Raw genomic sequence first — 25,209 nt, 5'->3', positions numbered from 1 at the left:
TTGTACTTAATACTATATACTTAGTACTTTCTATCTTTTAATGTGTTCCAACCGATCATTCAGACTTTTCAACGCGCCCATAAATTCTTCACGTACTTTTTTTGCATATGGATTTTCCAATTCAATCGTTAAAAAAAGATCCATGGAATCGCCTCCTAAATTTCTTTTTATATCTAACAGATACTGGTATGCGGGTGTCTTTTGTTCTACATCCGGAATATCCATTTCATTGATTGATCTGCCGATGAAATGTGTCAATGCCTGTACATAGGCCATTTGTTTATCGTGTGTTTCCGGTGTACGTTCAAGCACGTTCAATTGAATGACATTACGTAAAAAATGGGTTATTGCACGCATTTTTTTAGAACGCACAGGACAAACAACCATATTCAGCCCCTTAATCCCATTCTTACCGCTTTGTGGACCAAACAGCGGGTGTGTGCCTAATATATCTACAGTCAGCGGCAGATGCTTAAGCATTAATTCGATGGGTTTTACCTTTACAGAAGAAACGTCTACAATAAGTGCTTCTGCTTTTAGATAGTCTTTAATTTCAAGCAATAAGGATTCTAAAAACTGAACCGGCACTGCAAGTATGACAATATCTTTAGATGCAGTTTCCTGCAATGTACCCCACTCTACCTTGTGTTCAGCGGCAATATGCGAGAGATCTGTTAAATCATGAACGGTCACAGAAATATAGGGTTGCAAATGCTTCACCATAAACTGTCCAAAACCACCAAAACCAATAATTCCTAATGTGCGCATTTTTAACGTGTAATGTATAACGCTACGTTATACGAATAAAAAAATAAAACGATACAATTCTATCTATTACTTTCTCATATGAATCCCTTTTCCGGATAAATATGATTTTAATTCAGGTATAGCAATTTCTTTAAAGTGGAAAATGCTTGCAGCCAAGGCAGCATCTGCTTTCCCGAGTGTAAATACATCTGTAAAATGTTCCATCGTACCGGCACCGCCTGATGCAATGATGGGAATGGAAACATGTGTAGATATATATGCTGTCAATTCATTTGCAAAACCAGCTTTGGTTCCATCCTTATCCATTGACGTGAGAAGTAATTCTCCTGCGCCACGTTCCTGCATCTCTTTCGCCCATGCAATCGTATCCAGGTCTGTAGGTTTTGTGCCTCCATGTGAATGAACCAGATTCATTCCCCCAACGTTTCGGGTATCGATTGCAACAACGATACATTGATTACCAAACTCCTTAGACAACTGATCAATCAATGCGGGATTTTTAATTGCAGAAGAGTTTACAGAAACTTTATCTGCACCGGCATTCAGGCAAGCGGACACATCTTCAATGGAACCAATACCACCGCCAATAGTGAAGGGAATATTTATATGTTGTGCTACACGCTTAACAAGTTCAACCAGTGTACCTCTTTTTTCCAATGTAGCTGTGATATCTAAAAATACAAGTTCGTCTGCCCCTTGCTGAGAATACAAAGCGCCCAATTCAACAGGATCACCGGCATCTCTCAGGTTTAAGAAATTTACTCCTTTTACTGTTTTTCCGTCTTTAACATCCAGACAAGGTATGATACGTTTTGTAAGCACGTTTTAAGTATTAAGTTTTATGTATTACGTTTTAAGAAATCCGGATCAATTTCATGTTGCTATTTATAATTCATCCAACCACAAAAAGCAGTTAAATAAAGAACGTTTACGCATTGAATTGCGCTAATTGCTGCAATGTTATCCTTCCTTCATAGAAAGCTTTGCCAACAATTACTCCATAGATACCCATATCGTTTAACTTTTCAATATCAGCAAGCTCTGCGACACCGCCGCTGGCAATCCAGTTAATCTGCTTAAATTCTTCGTTTAATTGTTTATATAAATCGAACGAAGGGCCTTGCAGCAAACCATCTTTTGCGACATCGGTACAAATGGAATATGAAATACCAAAGGGTATGAACTGATTCATTAACTGCTGAATACTCAGGTCAGATGTTTCCTGCCAGCCATGTACAGCAATCATTCCTGATTTAGTATCTGCTCCGAGAATGATGCATTCTTTACCAAACTGTGTCAGCCAATGCTGAACTTTTTCCGGATTTTTAACAGCAATACTACCTGCTGTAATTTGTCTGGCACCTGCATCAAATGCGATTTTAAGATCTTCGTCTGACTGCAGACCGCCTCCGAAGTCTACTGACAATTTTGTTGCAGCGGTTATATTTTCAAGTACTTTATAATTAACGATCTGTTTTTTCTTTGCACCATCCAGATCCACTAAATGCAAGCGTTGAATACCTGCATCTTCAAACATCTTAGCTACTTCAACCGGATTGGAATGATATTCTTTTTTCTGATTGTAATCGCCCTGTGTTAACCGCACACACTTGCCATCTATTATATCTATTGCGGGAATTATCTGTATCATTTAGAAATGTAACGTTTTACGTGTAAAGTGTAAAGATGCGCACTCATTCCTTACAACTCTATGAAATTTTTCAATATTTGTTCTCCCACGTCGCTGCTTTTTTCCGGGTGAAACTGTACCGCGTAGAAATTATCTTTCTGCAGGGCACACGCATACGGGAGAATGTAATTTGTTGTTGCTATCTGATACGCATTTGACTCTACATAATAGCTATGTACAAAATACACGTAGCTCTCTTCTGCTATCCCTTTAAACAAAGGGCTTTTCAATTCTGTAACCGTGTTCCAGCCGATCTGGGGTACTTTATCCAAAGGAGGAAACTTCTTTACTTTAGCAGGAATAATTCCCAAACAATCTGTATTGTTTTCTTCTGAATGTTCGCACAATAGCTGCTGACCGATGCAAATACCAAACACCGGTTGTTTCAGATCTTTAATCACCTGATCCAGTCCTTTGCTGCGCAGGTAATTCATCGCATTAGATGCTTCACCCTGACCCGGAAACAATACTTTATCTGCAGATCTCAATTCATCTACATCATCTGTCAATACAGGCTCAATGCCTAAACGATTTAACGCATATATGACGGATTGAATATTACCCGCATTGTATTTTACTATTGCTAGTTTCATTTTTTTACGTAATAAGCTAAATTGCCGTGATTGTGTCTTTTCGACCAATCACTTGCTGGCTAGGTGGTTGGTCGAAAAGACACAACCACGGCAAACTATACACACAATTAACAAGTCGCATCCTACAATACTCCTTTAGTGCTTGGAATACGTGTATTCGCAGGATCTTTTCTGATGGCTGCTTTAATCGCTTTTGCAAATGCCTTGAATGTTGCTTCGATCTTATGATGTTCGTTATCCCCCTCAACCTTAATATTCAAATTACATTTTGCTGTATCACAAAACGACTTAAAGAAGTGAAAGAACATTTCTGTAGGCATGTCTCCGATTTTCTCACGTTTATATTCCGCATCCCATACCAGCCAGCTTCTGCCTGAAAAATCAATGGCTACCTGAGCCAGTGCTTCATCCATCGGCAATAGAAAGCCGTAACGGTCAATTCCACGCTTGGAGCCCAATGCCAGCAGAAATGCTTCACCAAGTGCCAAAGCGGTATCTTCAATCGTGTGATGTTCATCGATGTGTAAATCACCTTTCACTTCAACAGACAGGTCTATGCCGGAGTGCTTGCATAGCTGATCCAGCATGTGATCAAAGAAACCAAGACCTGTATTCATTACACCTTTACCTTCACCATCCAGATCCAGGTAAATAGTAATGTCTGTTTCGTTTGTCTTTCTGTTAACACGTGCTATACGTTCAGACTTTACCAGGAATTTATAAATTTCCATCCAGTCATCTGTAGCAAGTGCATATTTCAATTCTCCAAGTCCCCAATCCAGGGCCTTTGTAGACGGTGTTATATAAATCGCTTTTGTTCCTAAATTTTTAGCAAGCTGCACATCCGTTACGCGATCACCGATTACGAAACTATTTTCAAGATCATACGTGCCGTTCATGTATTCAGTAAGCATGCCAATACCCGGCTTGCGCGTCGGCAGGTTGTCCTTAGGAAAAGACCGGTCTACGTGAATGCGTTTGAATACAATGCCTTCACCTTCCAGCGTTTTCAACATTTTATTCTGTGCCGGCCAGAAGGTCTCTTCAGGAAAAGAGTTTGTGCCCAAGCCATCCTGATTGGTAACCATTACCAATTCGTAATCTGTTTCAACAGCAATTTTAGACAGTGCTGTTAATACCCTTGGAAGAAATACCAGTTTCTCTAACGAGTCAATCTGTTCATCCGCGGGCTCTGTAATGATGGTTCCATCCCGATCGATAAATAATGCTTTCTTTTTCATATCTATAAATTTCTAATGGAATTAATATGTTTTTAAAACATCCAGCAAACGTTTATTTTCCGCCTCTGTACCTACTGTAATACGCACACAACCTTCACATAGAATGATCTTTGAACGGTCTCTGGTGATTACAATATGCTCAACTAAGTAATCATACACTTTTTTCCCATCCGCGGTACGCATCAATATAAAGTTCGCGTCGGACGGATATAACTCCAGACAAACAGGAAGTTTACTTAATTCCTCACGCAACCAATCCCGCTGTTTTAATATTTTGTACACCATCTCATCTTTCACAGAAACATTCTGCAATGCTTCCAATGCTGCTTCCTGCGTTAACAGGTTGATGTTGTATGGCGGCTTGATCTTATTCAGCACAGAAACGATTTCTTTGGATGCAAAGGCAGTACCTAAACGCAACGCTGCCATTCCCCATGCTTTGGAAAATGTCTGCAGTACCACCATATTCGGATACTGATCCAATAAGGGCACAAAGCCTTTTGTATCGGCGAAATCAATGTATGCTTCATCCACCACAACAATTCCGGAGAATGCGTTTAAAATACGTTTCACTTTATCTTCACTCATCAGATTGCCTGTAGGATTATTAGGCGAACAGATGAAAATGATTTTTGTATGAGTCTTTACAGCAGCAAGAATTGCGTCAACATCCAGGTCGAAGGCTTTTGTAAGCGGAACAGAAATAATATCTACATCGTTAATGCCTGCGCTCACTTCATACATACCGTATGTGGGAGGCAAGATCAGGATACTGTCTTTACCAGGCTGACAGGTGGCGCGTATCAATAGATCGATCGGTTCATCACTGCCATTTCCAAAGAATATATGTTCAGCAGAAACGTTTTTAAGTGCAGACAAAGCTGTTTTAACATCACGTTGTAATGGATCCGGGTACCGGTTAACCATCTTTTGTATGGCAGAACCATATGGGTTTTCATTTGCATCTAAAAAGATGCCTTCCGTCCCTTTATATTCATCCCTTGCAGAAGAATATGGCTTTGCGTTCTTAATATTATCCCTTAAAATCGAATCTAATGAAAATGCCATTCTATTAATTATCTAATAAACTGTAAAACTACGAAATTTATAGATTGAAGACACCCACAAGGCTAAATGAAATCGTCTTTTATATAAAAAAAGTTAAATTTATAGCTATATTTGTTAGTAGTTATTAATAGCAACCCAAGTAAAAAAAGCCATGAAAGTTCGAAATAACTGGCAAATTGAGTGTCATCACTCTCCTGAAACCATTGACCGTATCTTATTGCCGATCCGTAAAAGAGGTCTTTCGGTTATCAGCTTAAATTACAAACAAGCTGACAATCTAGATGCTACATGCACGATTGAATTTGAAACAGAAGAAAACGACGTAGAACGCGTCTACAAAAACATGCTTCGTATTCAGGATATTAAATCAGTCAATAAACTCAGCTAAAAATATCCTTACTATAATTATCAAAAAAGACTGTATTATTCGTAAGCCAGTCTTTTTGTTTTTATAGCAGGGCTTCTTCTAAGCTTTATGATTTCAAAAAAAACACGTCTTTTTTTATTGGCATTTTCAATCTTATGTCTGTGTGTTGGGTTTTATTTTTACAACACGTATGATACCTTACCGATTGTTTATGATTCCACGATAGATAACACTTCTTTTCAAGACGTAGAATTTGAAAGAGATTCCTCTTCCTCCAGCAACATTCCGGAAAAATCCAGTTCAGGAAGCGCGGTATGGGACAGCAGTATTTCAAGTGAACGGCATGCACATACACTACAACACAGAACCCGTATTACAGGCAGGTCAGCAACTATTACAGCCACAACCGCTAAGACAAAAAACGGTGATACACCGATCGACAGGATAACTGACCTTCCTGTAAAAAAAATAATCGGCAGAGAACTAACAGCAGCAGATTTTCATCCGAATTATTCTGCCAATGCCCGTATACGGTTAACGAATTTTTATAATACATTTAAAAACGGGGATTATATTTCCGGCAAAGAATTTTCATTGATTTACAAAAAAGATCCTAACCTGAATAAGATTGAGAAGTCTACTATCTGTTCTTTTATTGAAAAAAATATTCAGCATATTTCAAGAAATAAAAATGCACTTGTCATTCATACTACGGATGATAATGGCATTCATACCAAATTAAAAATACCATTTGTTCAGGATCTGCGTATTGACATTGCGAATGGCGCAACGGTTGAAATCGGACAAACCTTTTCTTCCAGCGAAGTTGAATTTTTAAAAACAATCTTAATGCCTATAAAACTGAATGATATTGAAATCCTTCATAACGGTGAAGAATTTCCTAAAAGCGGTTTTATAAGCGGTAATTATTATTTCATTGACTATTCTAAAAGTAAAATGGCGTATAAGCTTCATTAAAAACACATACGCCAAGTTACTTATTATTCTTCATTCCCTTCTGTCCCCAATACCTCATCGGTATTTTTTATCAATTCATCAAAATTGCTGACATTAAATTTCCGGAGAATATTCATTCGGTGTGTTTCAACCGTACGCACACTTAAATTATATTCTTCCGCAATTTCTTTATTCGTTTTCCCTTCGCGGATCCTATTTAAAATCTGATATTCTCTTTTAGATAACGAAGACTGAATAGAGCTTGATGATATTTCAGGCGTATTCTTCACGTCTTTTAATTCCTTGTATTTTTTTATCAATACATCCGTAACATCACCTGTAAAATAAAACTGTCCGTTTGAAACGGCGCGAATGCCTTTCAGAAATATTTTATTACTGGTATCTTTTAGTATGTAGCCGCTTGCACCCATTTCCAGTGCGGTCACAACATAATCATCCCGATCATATAAGCTGAAGAAGAGAATATGCGTATTGCTGTCGTTCTTAAGAATAGCACGGCTTGTTTCCAAACCATTCATACCTGACATGCGGATATCCATGATAACAACATCGGCGTGGTTATCCTTAAGCAGTTCCAACGCCTCTTCACCTGAAGAAGCGGTACCTACAACTTCCATGTCCGATTCATTTGAGATCAGCTGCCGTACACCATCTCTGAATATTTCATGATCATCAGCAATAAAAACTTTAATCTTTTTAGTCAACATAATACGGTTAGTTTTTTATTAAAAAAATAATTAATTAATTAGTTAGTTAGTTAGTTAGTTAGTTTAAATAGGTATCTGTACCTGAAGTGTTGTGCCCTCTCCGATCAGCGATTTTACTACAAATTTACCGCCTAATAATTCTGCACGCTCTTTCATATTACGCAACCCGTTAGACTTTGCTATAAATTCTCGGCTTAATAATTTTTTTTCATCGAAATCAAATCCTTTCCCGTTATCCTTCACAAATAAATGTACATTTTTTTCGTCATTACTAATATGAATAAAAACGTTTGATCCTTTTGAATGTTTAATGGCATTATTTAGCCCTTCCTGTAAAATACGGAATATACCTATTTCCACTTCACGCGGTAAGGCATGCGGTTCCAGTTCATCATCCAGATCAAAGGACATTTCAGTTGTTGCTGAGCACATCTTCTGTAACTCGCGGATGGCTGCGCTCAAACCAAAATCATCCAGTACACTTGGCAAGAGATCTGAGCATATTTTTTTCGTTTCATTAATGACCATCTGTAACAGATCGGTAAGTTCGGTTATATCACTACCCAGATGTGTATTTTTATTTTCGATCATCTCCATCTTCATACGCAGACTTGTAAGCATTTGTCCGATACCATCGTGAATTTCCGCAGCAATGCGGGTGCGTTCTTTTTCCTGTCCGTTAATGATAGAATATGAAATTATTTTTTGCTCTGCTCCCTGACGTTTTATTTTTTCTTCTGTAAGCAGCAGTAACTCCCGTTCTGTATTTTTACGTTTTGTAATATCTGTGCAAACAACCAGAAACTGATACAACGAACCTTTATTATCTATGATCGGCATCATGGTAACATCGAGCCAGAAGCCTGTACCATCGGAAGCATGATCAAAGATCTCTCCCTGCCATACTTCTTTGCGACGCTCCTGATTATTTATATGCTCGTAGATGATACTTTCCTTGCCGCCCATATTGTTATAGAACAAAGGCTTTCCGATCAGCTCACCCATGTTGTAGCGCGTAACGTGGCAATACTTATCGTTGGCATAAATAATGTGCCCGTATTGATCGGTCTTTACAACGTACGTGGCCTTTTCAAGGGCATAATTTATATCCCGGAATTCTTTATGCGATTGTTCTCGTATCGTGTTCGCTTCCTGCAGCTGCGTGGCCAGATTCTTGGCATTTGTTTCCGACTCTACCAAATCCTTCATGTTTTGTTTCACACGAACGGCTAGCGGATAAAAAATAAAAACGGCTTCCAGAAACAAGCTTACCAACACGATGTATAACAGAATATATTCAATTTCTTTTAACTTCTTCACCCCATTCCGGTAAAAACGATCGTAATCAAATACAATCAGTTCCATGCCCAATAAATACATGCGTTCATTTTCAAGAATGGTTCTTATGTATGCTTTCAGATTCATGGAGTCAAGTGCTTTCGGGCTATACAGTTCCTTGAGCATGCCGTTGGAAGCACCTAAAATAGCGGCATACGGTTCTTCAATAATGCCGAACATTTCTTTTAACTCATCCCGGTCATTGGCCGGAAGGTTCATAAAATCACTGCCGCCGCCTTTGAGCGCTTCGTGCGACTTTTGCCATTGGCGTAAGGTATTTGCAAACTCTTTCCGATTGGTTTCTATATCATTCCCGGACTCGATCAGCAATGCGGTTTTGCTTAGCGACTGACTGTATGTACGCTGACGCGCAGCAATATTAATGACGTGGGAATCCGTAACCTGGCTACTTAAGTATTGTTGAATTAAGATCTGACTTAATATGGTAATCATTGCAATCAAAGACAATGCAATGGCATACATATAAGCAGAGTATTTAAAAAGCTTCTGCTCTTGCCCGACTATACCAATTTCTTTTTCAAAAAGCTTCATAAACGTAAGTAGTCCTGCTATCATTTTAAAATTACTTAAATTTCAGTTAAAATAACGAACTTTAAAAGGCTTTTTTTAGTATATATACAGTAAATACTTACGTATTACTTTATGGTTAAAGATACAACGCATTCCATACTTGAAATTTCAACTATTCATGGTAAAAGTTCTGTTACTGGTTCAAAGATTTTCCGTCCGTTGAAAATTTTCGCCCTTGAAAAAAACAAAGCATGCCACCTGGTGTTTTCAAATTATGGAGGTGGTTTTGTGGAAGGTGATTCGATTGACCTTACGATTGATTGTAAAGCGGATACCGTATCTGCTTTTTCAAGCCAGGCGAATACCCGTATCTATCGGTCGGAGCATGGAAAAACATGCAAACAAACCATTACCGGTACTGTTGGCGAGAACGCACTCGTGGTATTTATGGGTGATCCGGTAGTGCCGCATCAAAAAAGCATATTCGAACAGCATCTTTTCTGGAAACTTGAAAAAAATGCGGTACTGTTAGTAATTGATTGGTTTGAAGCCGGACGCATACTGAATGGCGAGCGTTTTGCTTTTGACTCTTTCTTTACAGAATTAAAAATAGAATCGAATGGTGTACCGATTGTATGGGACCGTTTTAAAATGGATCCGTCACAAAACAACATGAATTCACCGGGAGCTTTTCTGGATCACTCTTCATACATCAATATCTTTTTAGCAGGCGATGAAAATCTGACTCGTGTAAAATCCATTGAAACACAGCTGCGTTTTTTAGCTGCACAATATTTTCATGAGCACATTGAAAATAAATCCGAATCACTGATTCGTATAGGCAGTGCGGTAAAAGTTAACGAACAGGTATTTATGATCCGTTGTTCAGCAAAAAACAATGATCTGCTGCAGCCCTTTGTTAAAGCACTGGCAGAACATATGTCTGATAAAGAGTTATTGGGTTTTAATCCGTTTGAAGGAAGGAATTAATTTGCATGAAATTCTTGGGGCGATGCCCCAAGTTCTGATATGTCAGGCTTTCAGCCTGTGATATCAGATAAAAATCTGTACCATGTAAAAAATCAGCTGCTACAATATAACATACTTATTAAATTATAGCAGCTATACTCAGGCTGAAAGCCTGTGATAATAAAACTTGGGGCATCGCCCCAAGAAAGCAGCACTATACTACTCTTTCCGTAACGAATACACAGGCTTTGCTTCCAGTGCTTTTTCTCTCGCAGTTAATATATGATTGATAATCTCATCAATGCCGAAGCAGTCTTTTGCACGGGCAAATAAAAAAGGTCCATCGCCGCGCATTTTTTTAGAATCGCGTTCCATGACCGATAGGTCTGCATTTACTAAATGTGCCAGGTCAATTTTGTTGATTACCAATAAATCAGCCTGCGTAATACCCGGGCCTCCTTTACGGGGAATCTTGTCTCCACCTGAAACATCAATCACATACACTGAATAATCAACCAGCTCTTTACTAAAGTGTGCGGCTAAATTATCTCCTCCGCTTTCTACAAACAATAATTCTACATCGGGAAAGCGTTTCATTAATTCTTCCAATGCATACATGTTTTGTGAAACATCTTCTCGTATGGCTGCATGCGGACAGCCTCCTGTTTCAACGCCAATGATACGGTCTTTTGAAAGTGCTTCGTTACGGATCAGAAATTCGGCATCTTCGCTGGTAAAGATATCATTGGTAACAACAGCTATATTCATTTTATCGCGCAATGCTTTACAGATCTGCATTAGCCAGGCTGTCTTCCCGGTCCCTACTGGTCCACCGATACCAACGGTAAAAGCACGTTTCTTAAAATTTCTTTTTTCATGAATCAATTCCCGGTGATGAAAATGGCCTGGAGAATCGAAATGATCTAAATGGCGGTACATTTTTAAAAGGGTCATAACAGTAACGTTTTAGTTTTGAAATAATTTAGAGTAAACCCGATCGTGCGAGAGTTGTGCAAGCTCCAGCAGATAGGCTGATTTATAAGCAGTGGAGTAATGTACTGGAATATAAGATTCAATACGAATGGTGAAAAGATGTAAAACCTGTTGCAGTTCCGTGTGCGCCATAGAAGGGCCGGCAGATCCCAAACGGATCAGCGCGCTGATCTGATCGCGGATCGACATGTAGAAATACAGGAACAAGGTTTGTGACAATGTAAAATTTGACGCCTGCATGCTTAATCCGAAAACGATCGGAAATTCAAATGTTAAATTTTCTTTGCGAAATACTTCTTCCGTTTCATCCATCAGGTAACTGTTTGTAATCTGTTTACAGATCTTCAGCCAGTTCCTGCCCATGACGCATCCTGCCTTCGACAAAGGTGGGTTCAGCAACATCGATTTGTAGACCTGCAGCAAAGATTTCAAATCTGCTATATTTATAGAAGTAATTGATTGCTGATGTGCCGCAGCAATAAACGGAAAGTCAAATGCGATCAATTGTTCAGAGAACGTCAACAGATATTCGCGCAAACCTTTTCCGTCTGATATTAAATTATGTTTCACAGCCGATTCCAATCCATATGAATACGCAAAACCTCCTACAGGGAACGCAGAGTCCGCCATCTGAAGGAGCAGGAATAAATGTGTATTGTCTTTGGATGAAATCATGTGTATTCGTTTAACTTACTGTTAAATGATTGTTGGTGACCCGCTTTGTCTTTTGTTCACTACACAAAGAGTTGTTCTTGCGGAACACCAACAATGGCGTTGGACTTCTATCGAGGATCAGATAATTCCGTATCTGCTTTTACTTGGGCCCAAGCTATGAAATATGAGGCTTTCAGCCTGATTCATATTTAAAACAAATTGTAAAGCTGTGCCAGCGGCAGCTTCTTTGCCGGTGCGCAGGTGATCCATTCACCGTTGACGGTTACTTTGTACGTTTCTGCATCTACTTTAATATCCGGAAGAAAATCATTCAGCTTCATGTCTTTTTTCTTCACAGAACGGCAGCCCACAACCGGAGTGACTTTTTTATTCAGCCCATATCCGTTTACGGTTTCTTCCGACGCTGCCGAAACAAATGCTAATGAGGTTGCTCCTGTTGCTTTACCCATCGCACCAAACATAGGCCTTGAGAAGAAAGGCTGCGGCGTTGGTATGGATGCATTGGGATCCCCCATCTGCGCCTGTACGATTACGCCTCCTTTTAAAATCAATTCCGGTCTGCTTCCGAAGAAATCCGGCTGCCAGACAACAAGGTCTGCCAGCTTACCTACTTCAACCGAACCGATCACATGACTGCAGCCGTGCGCGATCGCCGGGTTGATCGTATACTTGGCAATATATCTTTTTACACGAAAGTTATCCGCGTCAATCTGTTTATCTTCTTCCAGCAAACCGCGTTGCTCTTTCATTTTATGTGCTGTCTGCCAGGTACGGCAGATTACTTCTCCTACTCTGCCCATTGCCTGTGAATCAGACGACAGCATTGACAAGGCACCCATATCATGCAGAATATCTTCAGCAGCAATTGTCTCGCCACGGATACGGCTTTCCGCAAAGGACACATCTTCGGGAATGTTCCGGTCTAAATGGTGACAAACCATCAGCATATCCAGGTGTTCATCAATGGTATTTACTGTAAATGGTTTTGTCGGATTGGTTGAAGAAGGCAGTACATCCGGATCTCCGCATAACACTATAATATCAGGCGCGTGGCCGCCGCCTGCACCCTCTGTGTGATAGGTATGAATTGTTCTGCCTTTGAATGCTGCGCGGCTGGATTCCACAAAACCACTTTCGTTTAAGGTATCCGTATGAATACACACCTGTACGTCGTATTTTTCTGCTACTGACAAACAGTTATCAATAGCAGCGGGTGTTGTACCCCAGTCTTCATGAAGCTTTAAACCAAGCGCGCCAGCTTTGATCTGTTCTTCGATCTCTTCCGGATGGGAAGTATTCCCTTTACCAAGAAATCCAATATTCATCGGGATGTTATCGGTTGCTTTCAACATCATTTCAATGTGAAAGGCACCGGGTGTACAGGTAGTTGCTTTTGTTCCTGTTGCAGGACCGGTGCCGCCGCCGATAAAGGTTGTAATACCCGAAGCGAGCGCTTCGTTCATCTGCTGCGGACAGATGTAATGGATGTGATTATCAATCCCGCCTGCAGTAATGATCATACCTTCCCCTGCAATTACTTCCGTAACCGTTCCTGCAATCATATCCGGGTGCACACCCGGCATGATATGTGGATTGCCGCTTTTACCGATTGCCTTAATGTGTCCGTTCTTAATACCGATGTCAGCTTTATAAATACCTGTATAATCAATGATCAATGCATTGGTAATAAGTAAGTCTAATACATCATCCGATTTATAGCCGGAAGCCTGTCCCATGCCGTCGCGTAATACCTTGCCGCCGCCGAATTTACATTCTTCTCCATACACCGTAAGATCCTTTTCAACGCGCACCAGAAGATTGGTGTCGCCTAAGGTGATTTTATCTCCGGTAGTTACGCCAAACATGTCTGCATAACTTTTTCTTGATAGTATATATGACATAACGTGTATGGTTTAAATAAATCCTTTTTCCTGCATGCGCTGCTTGATCTGCGGAATATCATCTTCTGTGATACCGCCATCGATCAACCCATTTCCTCCGTATACGATTTGCTGCCCGGCAATCTCAACTACCTGCACCGTTTTCTTCTCACCCGGTTCAAAGCGTACCGCTGTGCCTGCCGGTATATCAAGTCGGTAGCCGATTGCTCCGACACGGTCAAACTTCAGCGCCGCATTTGTTTCTGAAAAAATATAATGTGAACCAACCTGTACCGGCCTGTCGCCGGAGTTAATCACATCAAGTATTTTCGTTTTTCTGCCTGCGTTCAATTCGATCGTACCGGCGGCATATTCTTTTGCACCTGGTGTTGGATTGATCGTATTATCAATAAGCAGTTTTGATGCTGACTTTGTTAATCCGGAACCATACAGGGCATAACCATTTGACAGGTTTTGATTACAGACAGGATGATGGACCGTTACGAGTTTTGTACCATCCGGAAATGTACCTTCTATCTGTACTTCGTCTACCATCTGCGCAACGCCATCCATTACATCGTCTACGCCAAGAATCTTCATGCCAAGATCCATCAGCTCAGCAACACTGTATCCTTCACGGATAAACTCTAAAAGCTGTGCAGATAAAAGTGCAATGGTTTCCGGGTAATTTAGCAGAATACCTCTGGCATATCTTTTCTGTGCAAGAACTCCGGCATTGTGCAGCATTAACTTTTCAATATCCTTCGGTGCAAGTCTCATATATTGTTTAGTTTCCGGGCACTAGTTGCTAGTGCCGGATTATTGGTTATTATAACTATGCATTGTATTTGTTCTAGTGTCTAGAAACTAGCAGCTAGTAGCTGGCGACTACACCGATAAATATTTCCGGATATCATCCAGATCCAATTCATCTTTGCTTCCTTCCATTAACATTCTGCCGCGGTCCATAAAATAATAGTAGTCGGTGATCTGTTTTGCAAAATCAATTTTTTGTTCTACCAGTAAAATGGTAATTCCTTTTTCGGCTGCAAGGTTTTTCAATACCTGCCCGATCTCCTGTGCAATGGATGGCTGTATGCCTTCTGTAGGTTCGTCTAATAAGATGAGCGAAGGATTACTCACAAGCACCCGGGCAATTGCCAGCTGCTGCTGCTGCCCGCCGCTTAAGTTGCCACCCAGACGTTTCCTGAAATCTTTTAAGATCGGAAACATGGCATAAATTTCATCTTCCGGAATTTTAGCTTTCGACTTACTTCCCAATGCTTCCATGCCTAGTTTGATATTTTCATACACGGTAAGTTTTGGAATGATCTCTCTCCCTTGCGGCACATAACCGATCCCCATGTTTGCTTTTTTAAAAGAAGGTAGTGTTTGTATTTCTTCGCCTTTGTAGGTGATTGTACCTTTAGATACCTGCACCAGACTCATAATGGTTTTCAACAAAGTTGTTTTACCAACACCATTGCGCCCCATAATGGTTGTTACTTTACCTTTTTCTGCTTTAAAATTTAAACCCCATAAAATCATACTCTGTCCGTAAGCAGCATGTAGATCGTTGGATTCAAGTATAATATCTTTCATGTGTATTTAATTATGAATTATAAATGATGAATGATGAATGATACTGCTATTCATCATTTATTTTTCCAGTGCTGTATTGGCTCTTCCCAAATAAGAATCAATCACACGTTCATCGTTGCGCACCTGATCGAATGAGCCTTCCATTAAAAGTTGCCCGCGTACAAGCACGGTAACCAGATTCTGTGCGATCTGTTTCACAAAACCCATGTCATGTTCGATAACGATCACACTGTGCTTTTTGGAAAGGTTTGTCAGCAGCTCTCCTGTCTTGTATGTTTCTTCGTCCGACATACCCGCTGCCGGTTCATCAATCAGCATCAGTTTGGGATCCTGCAGAATTACGATCGCAATTTCCAGCCATTGTTTTTGTCCGTGTGATAAATTTCCCGCGAGTAATTCCAGGTGCTTGCCAAGGCCTACCATTTCTGCTACCGATTCTATGCGATCTTTTATTTCTGTATTCATTTTAAAGAACATAGAGGTAAGCAAACCTTTATGCATACGCACAGAAAGCAGCATATTATCAAACACCGATAAGCTTGGGAATACAGAAGGCTTCTGAAACTTACGACCTATACCCATCTGCGCAATACGTACTTCTTTTTTTCCTAATATCTCTTCTCCGTTGAAAGTAACATCGCCGCCATTGGGTTTTGTTTTGCCGCAAAGGATATCCATGAACGTAGATTTACCGGCACCGTTCGGGCCAATGATCACACGCAGTTCGTTTTGCTGTATATTGAAGGCGGAAAGATTAAGCGCCTTTACTCCTCCAAAAGACACATGAAGATTTTTTACATTCAGTAGCATAATCGTACGGGTTAAGAATTCGTATTTGAAACTGATTTAGTTGATGATAAAGAATTGATTTTATTTTCGAGCATTTCAATTAATCCCCAGAACCCTTTTTCAAAGAAAAGAACCGTGAGTATAAACAGCACGCCTAATATGTATAACCACGATTCCGGAAACATACTTGTGCAGACACTGTATAAATAATTCACCAGCAAGGCTCCGATGATTGCGCCTTTTAATCTTCCTCTTCCGCCCAATGCTACCCACATCACCATTTCAACAGATGCTTTTACATCCATTCTGCCCGGCGTGATAATACCCGTCTGCGGCACATACAGCATACCTCCGATTGCCGCAACCACAGCTGCAATCACAAACACGGCCAGCTTATAATTTACAACATTGTAAGCCGTATAACTTACCCGTGATTCACTATCGCGGATCGCTACCAGTACTTTACCAAACTTAGAGTTTACCAGCCATTTACAGAACAGAAATAAACCGAACATCACCAGAAAGGATACTATGTACAGACCTAATTTGGTTGATGGACTGGAAAGCGAAAAACCGAGCAATGTTTTAAACCCGGTTAAGCCGTTGGTTCCGCCCAGCATGGTTTCATTACGGAGAAAAATCAACCACATAGCCAACGCAAGCGCCTGTGTGATAATGGCCAGATACACCCCTTTGATGCGGCTTCTGAATACGAAGTAGCCAAAGATGAATGCAAAGATTCCGGGAATCAGCAACGCAAGAAGAAATGATAAACCAAAGGAATGAAAAGGTATCCAGAAGGCCGGCAATACATCCACCTGATTCCATACCATGAAATCCGGGATTCCGGAAGGATCCTCTCCGCCTGCCACCAGCAGCATGTGCATGGCAATAGCATAACCGCCCAGACAGAAGAAAACTGCCTGGCACATAGACAACACACCTGAATAACCCCAGATCAGATCTACACCTAGTGCAGCAATGGCAAAACAAAAATATCTTCCCCACAACGAAATGGTATTGTTTGAAACAAAACCCAGCATATTTCCTATGGGCATAATAATTAAGAACACACCGATAAGAATGATATAGAACAACGAATTACTATTGAAATATTTTTTCATAATCTCAGATCAGATACAGGTTATAATTAATCTTCAGCAATACGGCCTTTGTCAGGGAATAAACCTTTAGGTTTAAATTGCAAGAATAAAATAATGATGGCCAGAATAAGTACTTTACCGTACACTGCTTCGAAGAACGATTCGAGTATTTTGAATATAAAACCGATTCCGAAACCCGATACAATTGTACCGGCAATATTACCTACTCCACCTGTTACGACAACCAGGAACGAATCTACGATATATGTCTGTCCCATATCCGGCACAACGTTACCGATCAGTGTCATGGCGCAGCCCGCTGTACCGGCAAGCCCTGAGCCGAGAAAGAATGTAATGGCATCTACTTTACCTGTTTCAATTCCAAGGCATGAACTCATGTTTCTGTTTTGTGTCACGGCACGTACACGTAAACCCAAACGCGTTTTATATAATGTATAATAAGTAATGGCAATCATAAAGATGCACAAGCCAATAATAAATAACCGGTTGTATGGCAAAACCAGATGAGAGGTTATTTCCCAGCCGCCTGACAGTACTGCAGGTGTGCGTACAGCGGTAAGGTCACCAAACAATGTACGTGCAAACTGGATGAGCACAAGACTTACCCCCCAGGTTGCGAGCAAACTCTCCAGCGGACGGGAATATAAATACCGGATAATTAACCGTTCTATGATAAACCCAAAGGCACCTGCAACCAGAAATGAAACAGGCAAAGAGATCCAGAAGAACAGATCACCTTTGGGCAGTAAACTCTGAATAATAAATGTAGTGTATGCCCCGATCATAAGGAATTCACCGTGCGCCATATTGATGATACCCGCTAATCCATAGATGATGGACAAACCAAGTGCAACCATGATCAGGATACTTCCTAAACTTAAGCCGCTGAATAAATTCTGAACAACACTCAACCGTTCGTGTTTTCCGTTCAGATCAGCGATGGCAGCTTTGGCATATGCTTTTAACTCCGGATTTTTTTCCGAAGCTTCATATGCTTCTAAGATTGATTCTGTATTGGAGCCCCAGTTAATTACGAGACTGTCAATCAATATTTTTTTTCTGTTGTCATCCGCAGATGCATTTAATTCAATGGAAAAAATAGTCTCCTGAGCGATGGATTTAACATCAGAAGATGTTTCTTTTGCACGTGCTGCATATAAGGCCGGCAGTGCTTCTTTATCTTTTAAGGCTTGAAACTGTCCGTAGGCAGCCTTACGTTTTTCAGCGTCAGCACTTGAAAGATTTAAGTACGGGCCTAACTGCCCGATCAATAAACGTTCGCTGCGGCCAAACGTAACTTCTTTTAATTTTGATATTGGCTGAAGTATTATAACACCAGCACCATCTTTTACCGGAGCATTAACCGGATACAGTGTATACACTTCATAAAAATCTGTACCATCTTCTCCTGTTGTTCTGACACCTGTTGTTACTGGCTGATCCTTGAACAGATATATTTTTTTATCGTAGACAGCTGCCAGAAACGGATAAACATCGGTATTACCGGATTCTACCAAACGTTTAACAGACAATTGTTTTATTGAATCGTTTCCGGAAATAGACGCGTGAACAAAATAGGATAAAGAATCTTTTTGTAACGAAGATCCTGAAACCAGACTTCCCCAAAACAAGAGTGTTATATATAGAAGATGTTTCATTGAACTACATGGTAAGTAAATGAGAAATAAAAGTTAAAAGAGCTGGCTGCAGTTTCCTTGCACACAAACATACAGCCAGCTTAATCACCCTTTTAACTTATTGTAAACTATTAATCATGAAGACAGCTAAACAGGCAGGGAAGAAATTCCTTTCAATGCTATTCTTCCCTGCGGGAATTATTTAAGGTTGTATGTACCGCCGTGGCTTACATGATCACAGCTCTTATTCGGCGAAGTTAATTTAGACCATGGTTCAGGAGATACCAATCCGTTACTTTTCCAGATGATGTCAAACTGCCCATCGCTTCTGATCTCACCGATCAATACTGGCTTTTCAAGGTGATGGTTGATCGGGCTCATTTTTACAGGGCCGCCTGGTGATAAAAATTCAAGTCCGTATAATTCCGGACGCATTTTTGCAATATCCGTCGTACCTGCTTTTTCTACCGCATTTTTCCAAAGATAAACATCTGTATAAGCCCAACAGATCGGATCATCTGTTACACGTTTGTCGCCGCCCGGCAATCCTTTTTTCGCACAGTATGCTTTGAAATCTGCAACGAATTTTTTGTTTTCAGGAGACTCCAATGATTGGTAATAATTCCATGCAGCTAAGTGACCCACTAAAAACTCTGTATCCATAGAACGCAGTTCATCTTCAGCAACAGAGAATGCCATGATCGGACAGATACCAGCAGTTAAGCCCTGGTTAGAGAATTCTTTGTAGAACGGAACGTTTGAGTCACCATTTACTGTACTCAATACACATGCTTTGCCGCCTGCAGCAAATTTCTTGATCTTAGAAACAATTGTCTGATAATCCTGGTGGTGGAACGGTGTATATTCTTCAATGATATTTTCTTTTGGAACACCTTTCGATAATAAGAATGCTTTCAGAATTTTGTTAGCTGTTCTCGGAAACACATAATCCGTACCTAACAGATAGAATTTTTTATATCCGCCGCCTTTTTCGCTCATTAAATATTCTGCTGCCGGAATCAATTGCTGATTTGGTGTAGCACCAGAATAGATAACGTTTGCGGAACATTCTTCGCCTTCATACTGTACCGGATAAAACAATAAATTATTATGTTCTTCAAACACAGGAAGCACAGACTTTCTGGATACAGAAGTCCAGCAACCGAATACAGCAGTAACTTTTTTATCCAAAATCAATTCCTTGGATTTTTCTGCAAATAAATCCCAGTCAGAAGCCGGATCAACAATCACGGCTTCTACTTTTTTGCCTAATACACCGCCGGAATTATTGATCTCTTCGATCGCCATTTCAATAACATCCTTTAATGAAACTTCAGAAATAGCCATGGTACCGCTTAACGAATGCAGAATACCTACTTTAATTGTTTCTTCTGATTTAGTCGAGTCAGTAGTAGTTTCTCCTTCTGTTTTTGTTTCACTGCCTGAGCAGCTTGTTAATAAAAATCCTACTGCCAGTAAGACGCATACATACTTGAACAGTTGTATGAGGTTTAATCGTGCTGTTTTCATAGTCATTACATTTAGTTGATATAGGTATAGAGTTGTTCGTAAATAATTTTTATGCCGTAAAGCACCGACACAGAAGCAATGATATAAGAGAATGCGAGCAAATACTTAGGTTTTAAAAATTTCAACCGTGTAAAAAACGCGGCAATAATTCCCATACCGATGATTGTGCCTAATCCAAATAAGAAAAGGAATTGTGTCTGTTCGTATAAGGTAGTAAACTGGCTTGTTAATAGTACAGCTATGGTACCGCTTCCTGCAAGGCCATGAATAATCCCTACATTAAAAAACACATATTTATTTTCCCGGTGAGGATGCATATGTTTTTTAGCAGCGATGGCAAATAAGCGTATCACACCAATAACAACCATCATAATTCCCACCAGTAACTCCAGCGAAAATTCAGGAGAAAATTCTACAGAGTTTTTAATAAACAATAAGATAAATGCTGAAACCATTACAGATACGGTATGACCAAGGCCCCATGATGCGCCTCGCAATGCTTCTTTCAGCAAGCCATGGCGTACATCGATCAGATTACTTACCGCAATTACATGATCAGATTCAACAGAGTGGGACAAACCTATAAGTATCGGTGTGAGCATATATAATTTGTTTAAATTGAATTTCTATGATTAGAAAATAAAGAATTGCAATTGTAACCAGATTTGTCCGAATGATTTCTTATCAACTTCTCCGGATGTATTCAGCACGCCTTTTGTAAATGAAGTATAAGATAAACGTAAGTTCGTTCCGTATCCATTAAAGAAGTAGTTCAAACCACCACCAAATACAGAAGAAGAATTTAATTTATTGAACGTACTTTTATCTGTAGTTCCAAAAACCTGATTATCTTCCGCGTTGATGCTTTGATTTTCGTAACGGATATATGGCTGTAATTTGATGTCTTTGAAATAGTATCCTAATTCAAGTAATTGTGTTGTTTGTTTCGGAATTAATCGTGCAAAAGAGTTTGTTGCTGTTAAGCTCGTACCACCAGTCATATAACTGAATGCAGCGCTTAACGTAACAGAACCCGGGTTACCAGCCGGCATGTCTACAAATAAATCCGCACCGATATTCGAGTAAGAACCCTGCGCATCAAAACCTGCACCCAGTGAAATTGTTTTACCGTTTCCTAAATTTGTTCCTGAGTAATAATAATTTTTATCTGCATCCAGAAAGTTATATACGACACGACCAACTGTTCTCAATGGAGAATTATCTGTTGCACGACGGCCGGTAAATACCCCGATACGGTATTCCAGTTTTTCATTTAAAAAATAACCTCTGGCATTCACCCCAAGATCACGGCCGAAGTTACCTTGCAACGGCTGGTTCTCAAATAAGTTATATGGGTATTGGAAGAAGGTAAAATCATTTGCCAGTAAAGAGGCAGCGCCCTGTAAACCATTACGGTTATGTGAAACCAGCTGCATACCACCGATAAGTGTAAGTGCCGTGCTGAATTTATGTTCGTACTGGCAATCTAAAATGATCGGCGATACTTTTACATTCTTTGTTGTTGAATCGATCCGTGTACCGATTGCAGAAGGAACTTCTGTTTCCATAAAGAAACTTCCCTTTTTAGATAACTGTCCGCCCAATAAGATCCTGGCTCTGTACAGCATGAAACCTTTGTTCCATTGGTCGCTTGAATTTGTGCCCGGACCAAAACCTGCCTGTGAATACGTACCCATCATATGAACGATCGCACCGGCAGAAATACTTGGTTTGAATGGCGTGGTATCTGCAGCTGCTTGTGCTGTTGCTTCTGTCCCTGTTTCAAAAAAGTAACCTGGCACTTCACGGAGTATGTATTTATTTTTAGGCGTTTTCTGCATAGTCTTAAAAACCTCAGAACCATTTTTGGCCTGCTTCGATTTTGCATTTTTTTTGATCGGATCTTCCTCATTTGTCGTTAGAGGACCGTTTGCAAAGGATGCAGATGTCAATAGCATCGATATCCCCATGGTAGATAAAAACTTACATGTACTAATCATTTTGTTCGTTGTTTGATGTTAAACATGAATACTTAAGTATTTATACAATAGTATCAAACTACTTAAGTATTTCAAAATGATTATGGAAGATTCTTGCAATAATTATATAGATTGTTTTATAGTTTATATAAGCTATATATCCACAGATGAAACATTTACGTACAACCCATCCGTTTTTAATATATAAAAACTACTTAATATATATACAATTAGTATACAATTAAATGAATAAATATTACGTATAAATAGGATAATACACTGCACTGCAAATACAGTTGTTGGGGGAATCTTGACGGTTGTTGGGGCAACCTTCACGGTTGCCCGTTTCAGGGCGAATGCAATTCGCCCCTACGGCAAATGGCGTTTGCGGTCTTTCTTTTTCTTTGTGCGCTCCTTTGGGGTGTCTTCCAGACCGGTGCTGTTATTCTTTTTATGTTTACGCTGAAAAATCTTTTGCATAAATGTATCTTCTTTATACATCTCGCATGCGATGTCATTTTCAAAAGGAAAATCTTTAGTTACTAAATATTTCAGTGCAGGGTCTTTTTGTACGCGCTTATAAAAACCTGCCCAGATGGGCATTGCCGTTGATGCTCCTCTGCCTTGTGCCATGGATGTAAAATGTATGGCCGGATTATCCGCTCCCACCCACACTCCGGCTAAAAATCCATTGGTATAGCCCATAAACCAGCCGTCTTTATTATCCTGCGTCGTTCCTGTTTTCCCGGCAATCTGTCCACGGAATCCATATACATCTCTTAATTCATATGCTGTGCCTTTATCCACCACATTGCATAACATATTTGTTAATGTATGTGCCTGTTCTGGCGATAAACATTTTTTATATACATTTTTTGACTGATATATTTTTTCTCCCGATGCATTCAAAACAGATGTAATAGACTGCAGGCCGGATTTAACGCCGTTGTTCGCAAAGGCCGTGTAAGCTCCTGTCAATTCAAGCAAACTGATATCGGCAACGCCTAAAGCAATTGAAGGTTTAGCAGGCAGATCGCTTTGAATGCCCAGGGTACGTGCCAATGAAATCACCTGCTTGATGCCCGCCTGCATACAGATCTGTACACTGATCGTATTGATGGAATTCGCCAGCGCCCCGGCCATGGAATACTGATCGTTTTCTTTTTCACCTGAGTTTTCAGGTTTCCAGTCTTCATATTGTGTATAGGTGATCTGTTTGTTGGAAATAAAATCGCAGGGCTTCATTCCGCTAACCAAACCTTCTGCATATACAATCGGTTTAAAAACCGAACCAACCTGCCGCTGAGAAAGAATGTGATCGTATTGAACCTGTTTAAAATTAGCACCTCCTACCCAGGCCATGATTGCTCCGGTATGCGGATTAACTACCAACATGCCTGTCTGAAGCGAACTCAGCACCTGCTGCAAGGAATCCATCGGTGATAGGTATTTCACCTGTTCACCCCATAAGGTATTAATCCGCAGACTATCTTTCTTTTGAACCTGCGTCATGATTTCTTTTGAAGACAAGCCTTGTGCTTCCAACGCTTTATAGCGGTTTGTTTTTTTCATTTCAGCAGCAAGCAGTTTTTTATTGGAATCAAAAAACTTTGTACGCGCCAGCTGCCGGGTAAGCAAGGGCTGTATGCGTTTTAAATGTTCCACAGCAGCCTCTTCAGCATATTGCTGTAAACGGGAATGAATAGTAGTATATATTTTCAATCCATCCGTATACAGATCATACGCGGAGCCATCCGGCTTTTTGCGCGTTGACAATAGCTCCAGCAAGTCGGTCTTTAAACGTTCTCTGAAATAAGGAGCCAGCCCTTCGCTGTTATCCATGCGTTTGTAATTTAATACCAACGGTTTTTTCTGCAGCTGCGCAGATTCAGCAACAGACAGATACTTATATTTTTCCATCTGTTCCAGAACAACATTCCTGCGTGTAAACGCATTGGCAGGCCTGGTACGGGGATTGTAATTGGTTGGCGACTTAAGCATGCCTGCAAGTACTGCTGCCTGTTCAGGGGCAAGAGCCGACGGGGCAATATTAAAAAAGCGTTGCGTAGCTGTTTTAATACCATACGTATCTTCACCAAAAGAAACGGTATTTACATAGAGCAGAATGATCTCATTCTTGGAATAGAGTTTTTCCAGCTGATTGGCAATAATAGCTTCGCGGATCTTATTGACGGGCATGGTAAGCCATCCATACTGTTTACGTCCGAATAAATTTTTGGCGAGCTGTTGCGTAATCGTACTTCCGCCGCCAGCCTGCTGACGCAATAAAATTGATTTAAACAGAACACGAAGTAAGCTTCTGGTATCTACACCTGTATGCTCGTAAAATCGGGCATCTTCTGTTGCAATAATGGCATCGAATACATAATGAGAAACTTCTTTGTACGTTGCATCTGAACGGTTCTGTACAAAGTATCTTCCTAACAAAACACTGTCTGCTGAATAAACTTCTGATGCCTGGTAATTTTTAATTGCCATCAATTCATTATCGTCCGGCATATGGCCGAACATACCGGTGGATACGGAATAAAATAATAGAACCGGCAGACTGGCTATCAATAGACAGCCCGTAAAAACTGTCAGGAAACCTACGAGTATTTTTTTCGGCCAGGAAAGAGATCCGTACCAGATAAATGGCTGTATAAAAATGGTTTTCAACACCTTAAAAATAAAATTCATAATCCTTTTCATATACGCTACCTTCAAAAGCTTTCCGTTACGTTTGATTT

Annotated in this window: 23 protein-coding genes; 3 read left to right on the top strand and 20 right to left on the bottom strand. The window is 40.2% G+C overall.

Going from position 1 to position 25,209, the window contains the following annotated elements; genetic code table 11:
• Positions 1-30: 30 nt before the first annotated feature.
• The 6 genes from CHU_RS06205 to hisC all read right to left on the bottom strand — a co-directional run bounded on the left by CHU_RS06205 (position 31) and on the right by hisC (position 5,360).
• Positions 31-768, bottom strand: a complete 738-nt coding sequence (locus tag CHU_RS06205) for a prephenate dehydrogenase/arogenate dehydrogenase family protein (protein ID WP_011584661.1) — start codon at positions 766-768, stop codon at positions 31-33.
• Between the two features lie 66 nt (positions 769-834).
• Positions 835-1,590: an imidazole glycerol phosphate synthase subunit HisF gene (gene hisF, locus CHU_RS06200; RefSeq protein ID WP_011584660.1), complete on the bottom strand. Its 756-nt coding sequence runs from the start codon at positions 1,588-1,590 to the stop codon at positions 835-837.
• A 106-nt stretch (positions 1,591-1,696) separates the two neighbouring features.
• Positions 1,697-2,419: a 1-(5-phosphoribosyl)-5-[(5-phosphoribosylamino)methylideneamino]imidazole-4-carboxamide isomerase gene (gene hisA / locus CHU_RS06195; RefSeq protein WP_011584659.1), complete on the bottom strand. Its 723-nt coding sequence runs from the start codon at positions 2,417-2,419 to the stop codon at positions 1,697-1,699.
• Positions 2,420-2,469: 50 nt separating this feature from the next.
• Positions 2,470-3,051: an imidazole glycerol phosphate synthase subunit HisH gene (gene hisH, locus CHU_RS06190; protein ID WP_011584658.1), complete on the bottom strand. Its 582-nt coding sequence runs from the start codon at positions 3,049-3,051 to the stop codon at positions 2,470-2,472.
• Positions 3,052-3,173: 122 nt separating this feature from the next.
• Positions 3,174-4,292 (bottom strand): bifunctional histidinol-phosphatase/imidazoleglycerol-phosphate dehydratase HisB, encoded by a 1,119-nt coding sequence (hisB, locus tag CHU_RS06185; RefSeq protein ID WP_011584657.1) that lies wholly within the window; start codon positions 4,290-4,292, stop codon positions 3,174-3,176.
• Positions 4,293-4,313: 21 nt separating this feature from the next.
• Complete coding sequence (gene hisC / locus CHU_RS06180; RefSeq protein ID WP_011584656.1) at positions 4,314-5,360, bottom strand: histidinol-phosphate transaminase; 1,047 nt, start codon at positions 5,358-5,360, stop codon at positions 4,314-4,316.
• 151 nt (positions 5,361-5,511) lie between these two features.
• Between hisC and CHU_RS06175 the strand changes: the two genes are divergently transcribed.
• Positions 5,512-5,748, top strand: a complete 237-nt coding sequence (locus tag CHU_RS06175) for a hypothetical protein (RefSeq protein WP_011584655.1) — start codon at positions 5,512-5,514, stop codon at positions 5,746-5,748.
• Between the two features lie 87 nt (positions 5,749-5,835).
• Positions 5,836-6,705 (top strand): hypothetical protein, encoded by an 870-nt coding sequence (locus CHU_RS06170; protein ID WP_011584654.1) that lies wholly within the window; start codon positions 5,836-5,838, stop codon positions 6,703-6,705.
• Positions 6,706-6,728: 23 nt separating this feature from the next.
• Here the strand turns inward: CHU_RS06170 and CHU_RS06165 are convergent, their stop codons facing one another.
• A complete protein-coding gene (locus CHU_RS06165) occupies positions 6,729-7,412 on the bottom strand; it encodes a response regulator transcription factor (protein WP_011584653.1) in 684 nt (227 codons plus the stop codon).
• 63 nt (positions 7,413-7,475) lie between these two features.
• A complete protein-coding gene (locus CHU_RS06160) occupies positions 7,476-9,326 on the bottom strand; it encodes a PAS domain-containing protein (protein WP_081428653.1) in 1,851 nt (616 codons plus the stop codon).
• 87 nt (positions 9,327-9,413) lie between these two features.
• On the opposite strand from CHU_RS06160, the gene CHU_RS06155 reads away from it, so the two are divergent.
• Positions 9,414-10,271: an urease accessory protein UreD gene (locus tag CHU_RS06155; RefSeq protein ID WP_011584651.1), complete on the top strand. Its 858-nt coding sequence runs from the start codon at positions 9,414-9,416 to the stop codon at positions 10,269-10,271.
• Positions 10,272-10,469: 198 nt separating this feature from the next.
• Here the strand turns inward: CHU_RS06155 and ureG are convergent, their stop codons facing one another.
• The 12 genes from ureG to CHU_RS06095 all read right to left on the bottom strand — a co-directional run bounded on the left by ureG (position 10,470) and on the right by CHU_RS06095 (position 25,159).
• Positions 10,470-11,204 carry an urease accessory protein UreG gene (gene ureG, locus CHU_RS06150; RefSeq protein ID WP_011584650.1) on the bottom strand — a complete coding sequence of 245 codons (735 nt, stop codon included), beginning with the start codon at positions 11,202-11,204 and terminating at the stop codon, positions 10,470-10,472.
• 12 nt (positions 11,205-11,216) lie between these two features.
• Positions 11,217-11,918 carry an urease accessory protein UreF gene (locus CHU_RS06145; protein WP_011584649.1) on the bottom strand — a complete coding sequence of 234 codons (702 nt, stop codon included), beginning with the start codon at positions 11,916-11,918 and terminating at the stop codon, positions 11,217-11,219.
• Between the two features lie 188 nt (positions 11,919-12,106).
• Complete coding sequence (gene ureC / locus CHU_RS06140; protein ID WP_011584648.1) at positions 12,107-13,819, bottom strand: urease subunit alpha; 1,713 nt, start codon at positions 13,817-13,819, stop codon at positions 12,107-12,109.
• A gap of 12 nt (positions 13,820-13,831) precedes the next feature.
• A complete protein-coding gene (ureA, locus tag CHU_RS06135; RefSeq protein WP_011584647.1) occupies positions 13,832-14,578 on the bottom strand; it encodes an urease subunit gamma in 747 nt (248 codons plus the stop codon).
• Positions 14,579-14,686: 108 nt separating this feature from the next.
• On the bottom strand, positions 14,687-15,400 hold the full coding sequence (gene urtE, locus CHU_RS06130; RefSeq protein ID WP_011584646.1) for an urea ABC transporter ATP-binding subunit UrtE: 714 nt from the start codon (positions 15,398-15,400) through the stop codon (positions 14,687-14,689).
• Positions 15,401-15,457: 57 nt separating this feature from the next.
• Positions 15,458-16,210, bottom strand: a complete 753-nt coding sequence (gene urtD, locus CHU_RS06125) for an urea ABC transporter ATP-binding protein UrtD (protein ID WP_011584645.1) — start codon at positions 16,208-16,210, stop codon at positions 15,458-15,460.
• An 11-nt stretch (positions 16,211-16,221) separates the two neighbouring features.
• On the bottom strand, positions 16,222-17,313 hold the full coding sequence (gene urtC, locus CHU_RS06120) for an urea ABC transporter permease subunit UrtC (RefSeq protein WP_011584644.1): 1,092 nt from the start codon (positions 17,311-17,313) through the stop codon (positions 16,222-16,224).
• 26 nt (positions 17,314-17,339) lie between these two features.
• Positions 17,340-18,971, bottom strand: a complete 1,632-nt coding sequence (gene urtB, locus CHU_RS19150; RefSeq protein ID WP_011584643.1) for an urea ABC transporter permease subunit UrtB — start codon at positions 18,969-18,971, stop codon at positions 17,340-17,342.
• Positions 18,972-19,148: 177 nt separating this feature from the next.
• Complete coding sequence (urtA, locus tag CHU_RS06110; RefSeq protein ID WP_011584642.1) at positions 19,149-20,486, bottom strand: urea ABC transporter substrate-binding protein; 1,338 nt, start codon at positions 20,484-20,486, stop codon at positions 19,149-19,151.
• Between the two features lie 5 nt (positions 20,487-20,491).
• On the bottom strand, positions 20,492-21,082 hold the full coding sequence (locus CHU_RS06105; protein ID WP_011584641.1) for a hypothetical protein: 591 nt from the start codon (positions 21,080-21,082) through the stop codon (positions 20,492-20,494).
• A gap of 30 nt (positions 21,083-21,112) precedes the next feature.
• A complete protein-coding gene (locus CHU_RS06100) occupies positions 21,113-22,480 on the bottom strand; it encodes a hypothetical protein (protein ID WP_011584640.1) in 1,368 nt (455 codons plus the stop codon).
• Between the two features lie 348 nt (positions 22,481-22,828).
• The gene (locus CHU_RS06095) at positions 22,829-25,159 is read right to left on the bottom strand and encodes a transglycosylase domain-containing protein (protein ID WP_011584639.1); all 2,331 of its coding nucleotides are present in this window, start codon (positions 25,157-25,159) and stop codon (positions 22,829-22,831) included.
• Between the last annotated feature and the right edge of the window lie 50 nt (positions 25,160-25,209).

Source organism: Cytophaga hutchinsonii ATCC 33406, assembly GCF_000014145.1.
GTDB classification, from domain to species: Bacteria; Bacteroidota; Bacteroidia; order Cytophagales; family Cytophagaceae; genus Cytophaga; species Cytophaga hutchinsonii.
The sequence above is the reverse complement of the archived record's forward strand: the minus strand, read 5'-3'. Positions and strand labels throughout refer to the sequence as shown.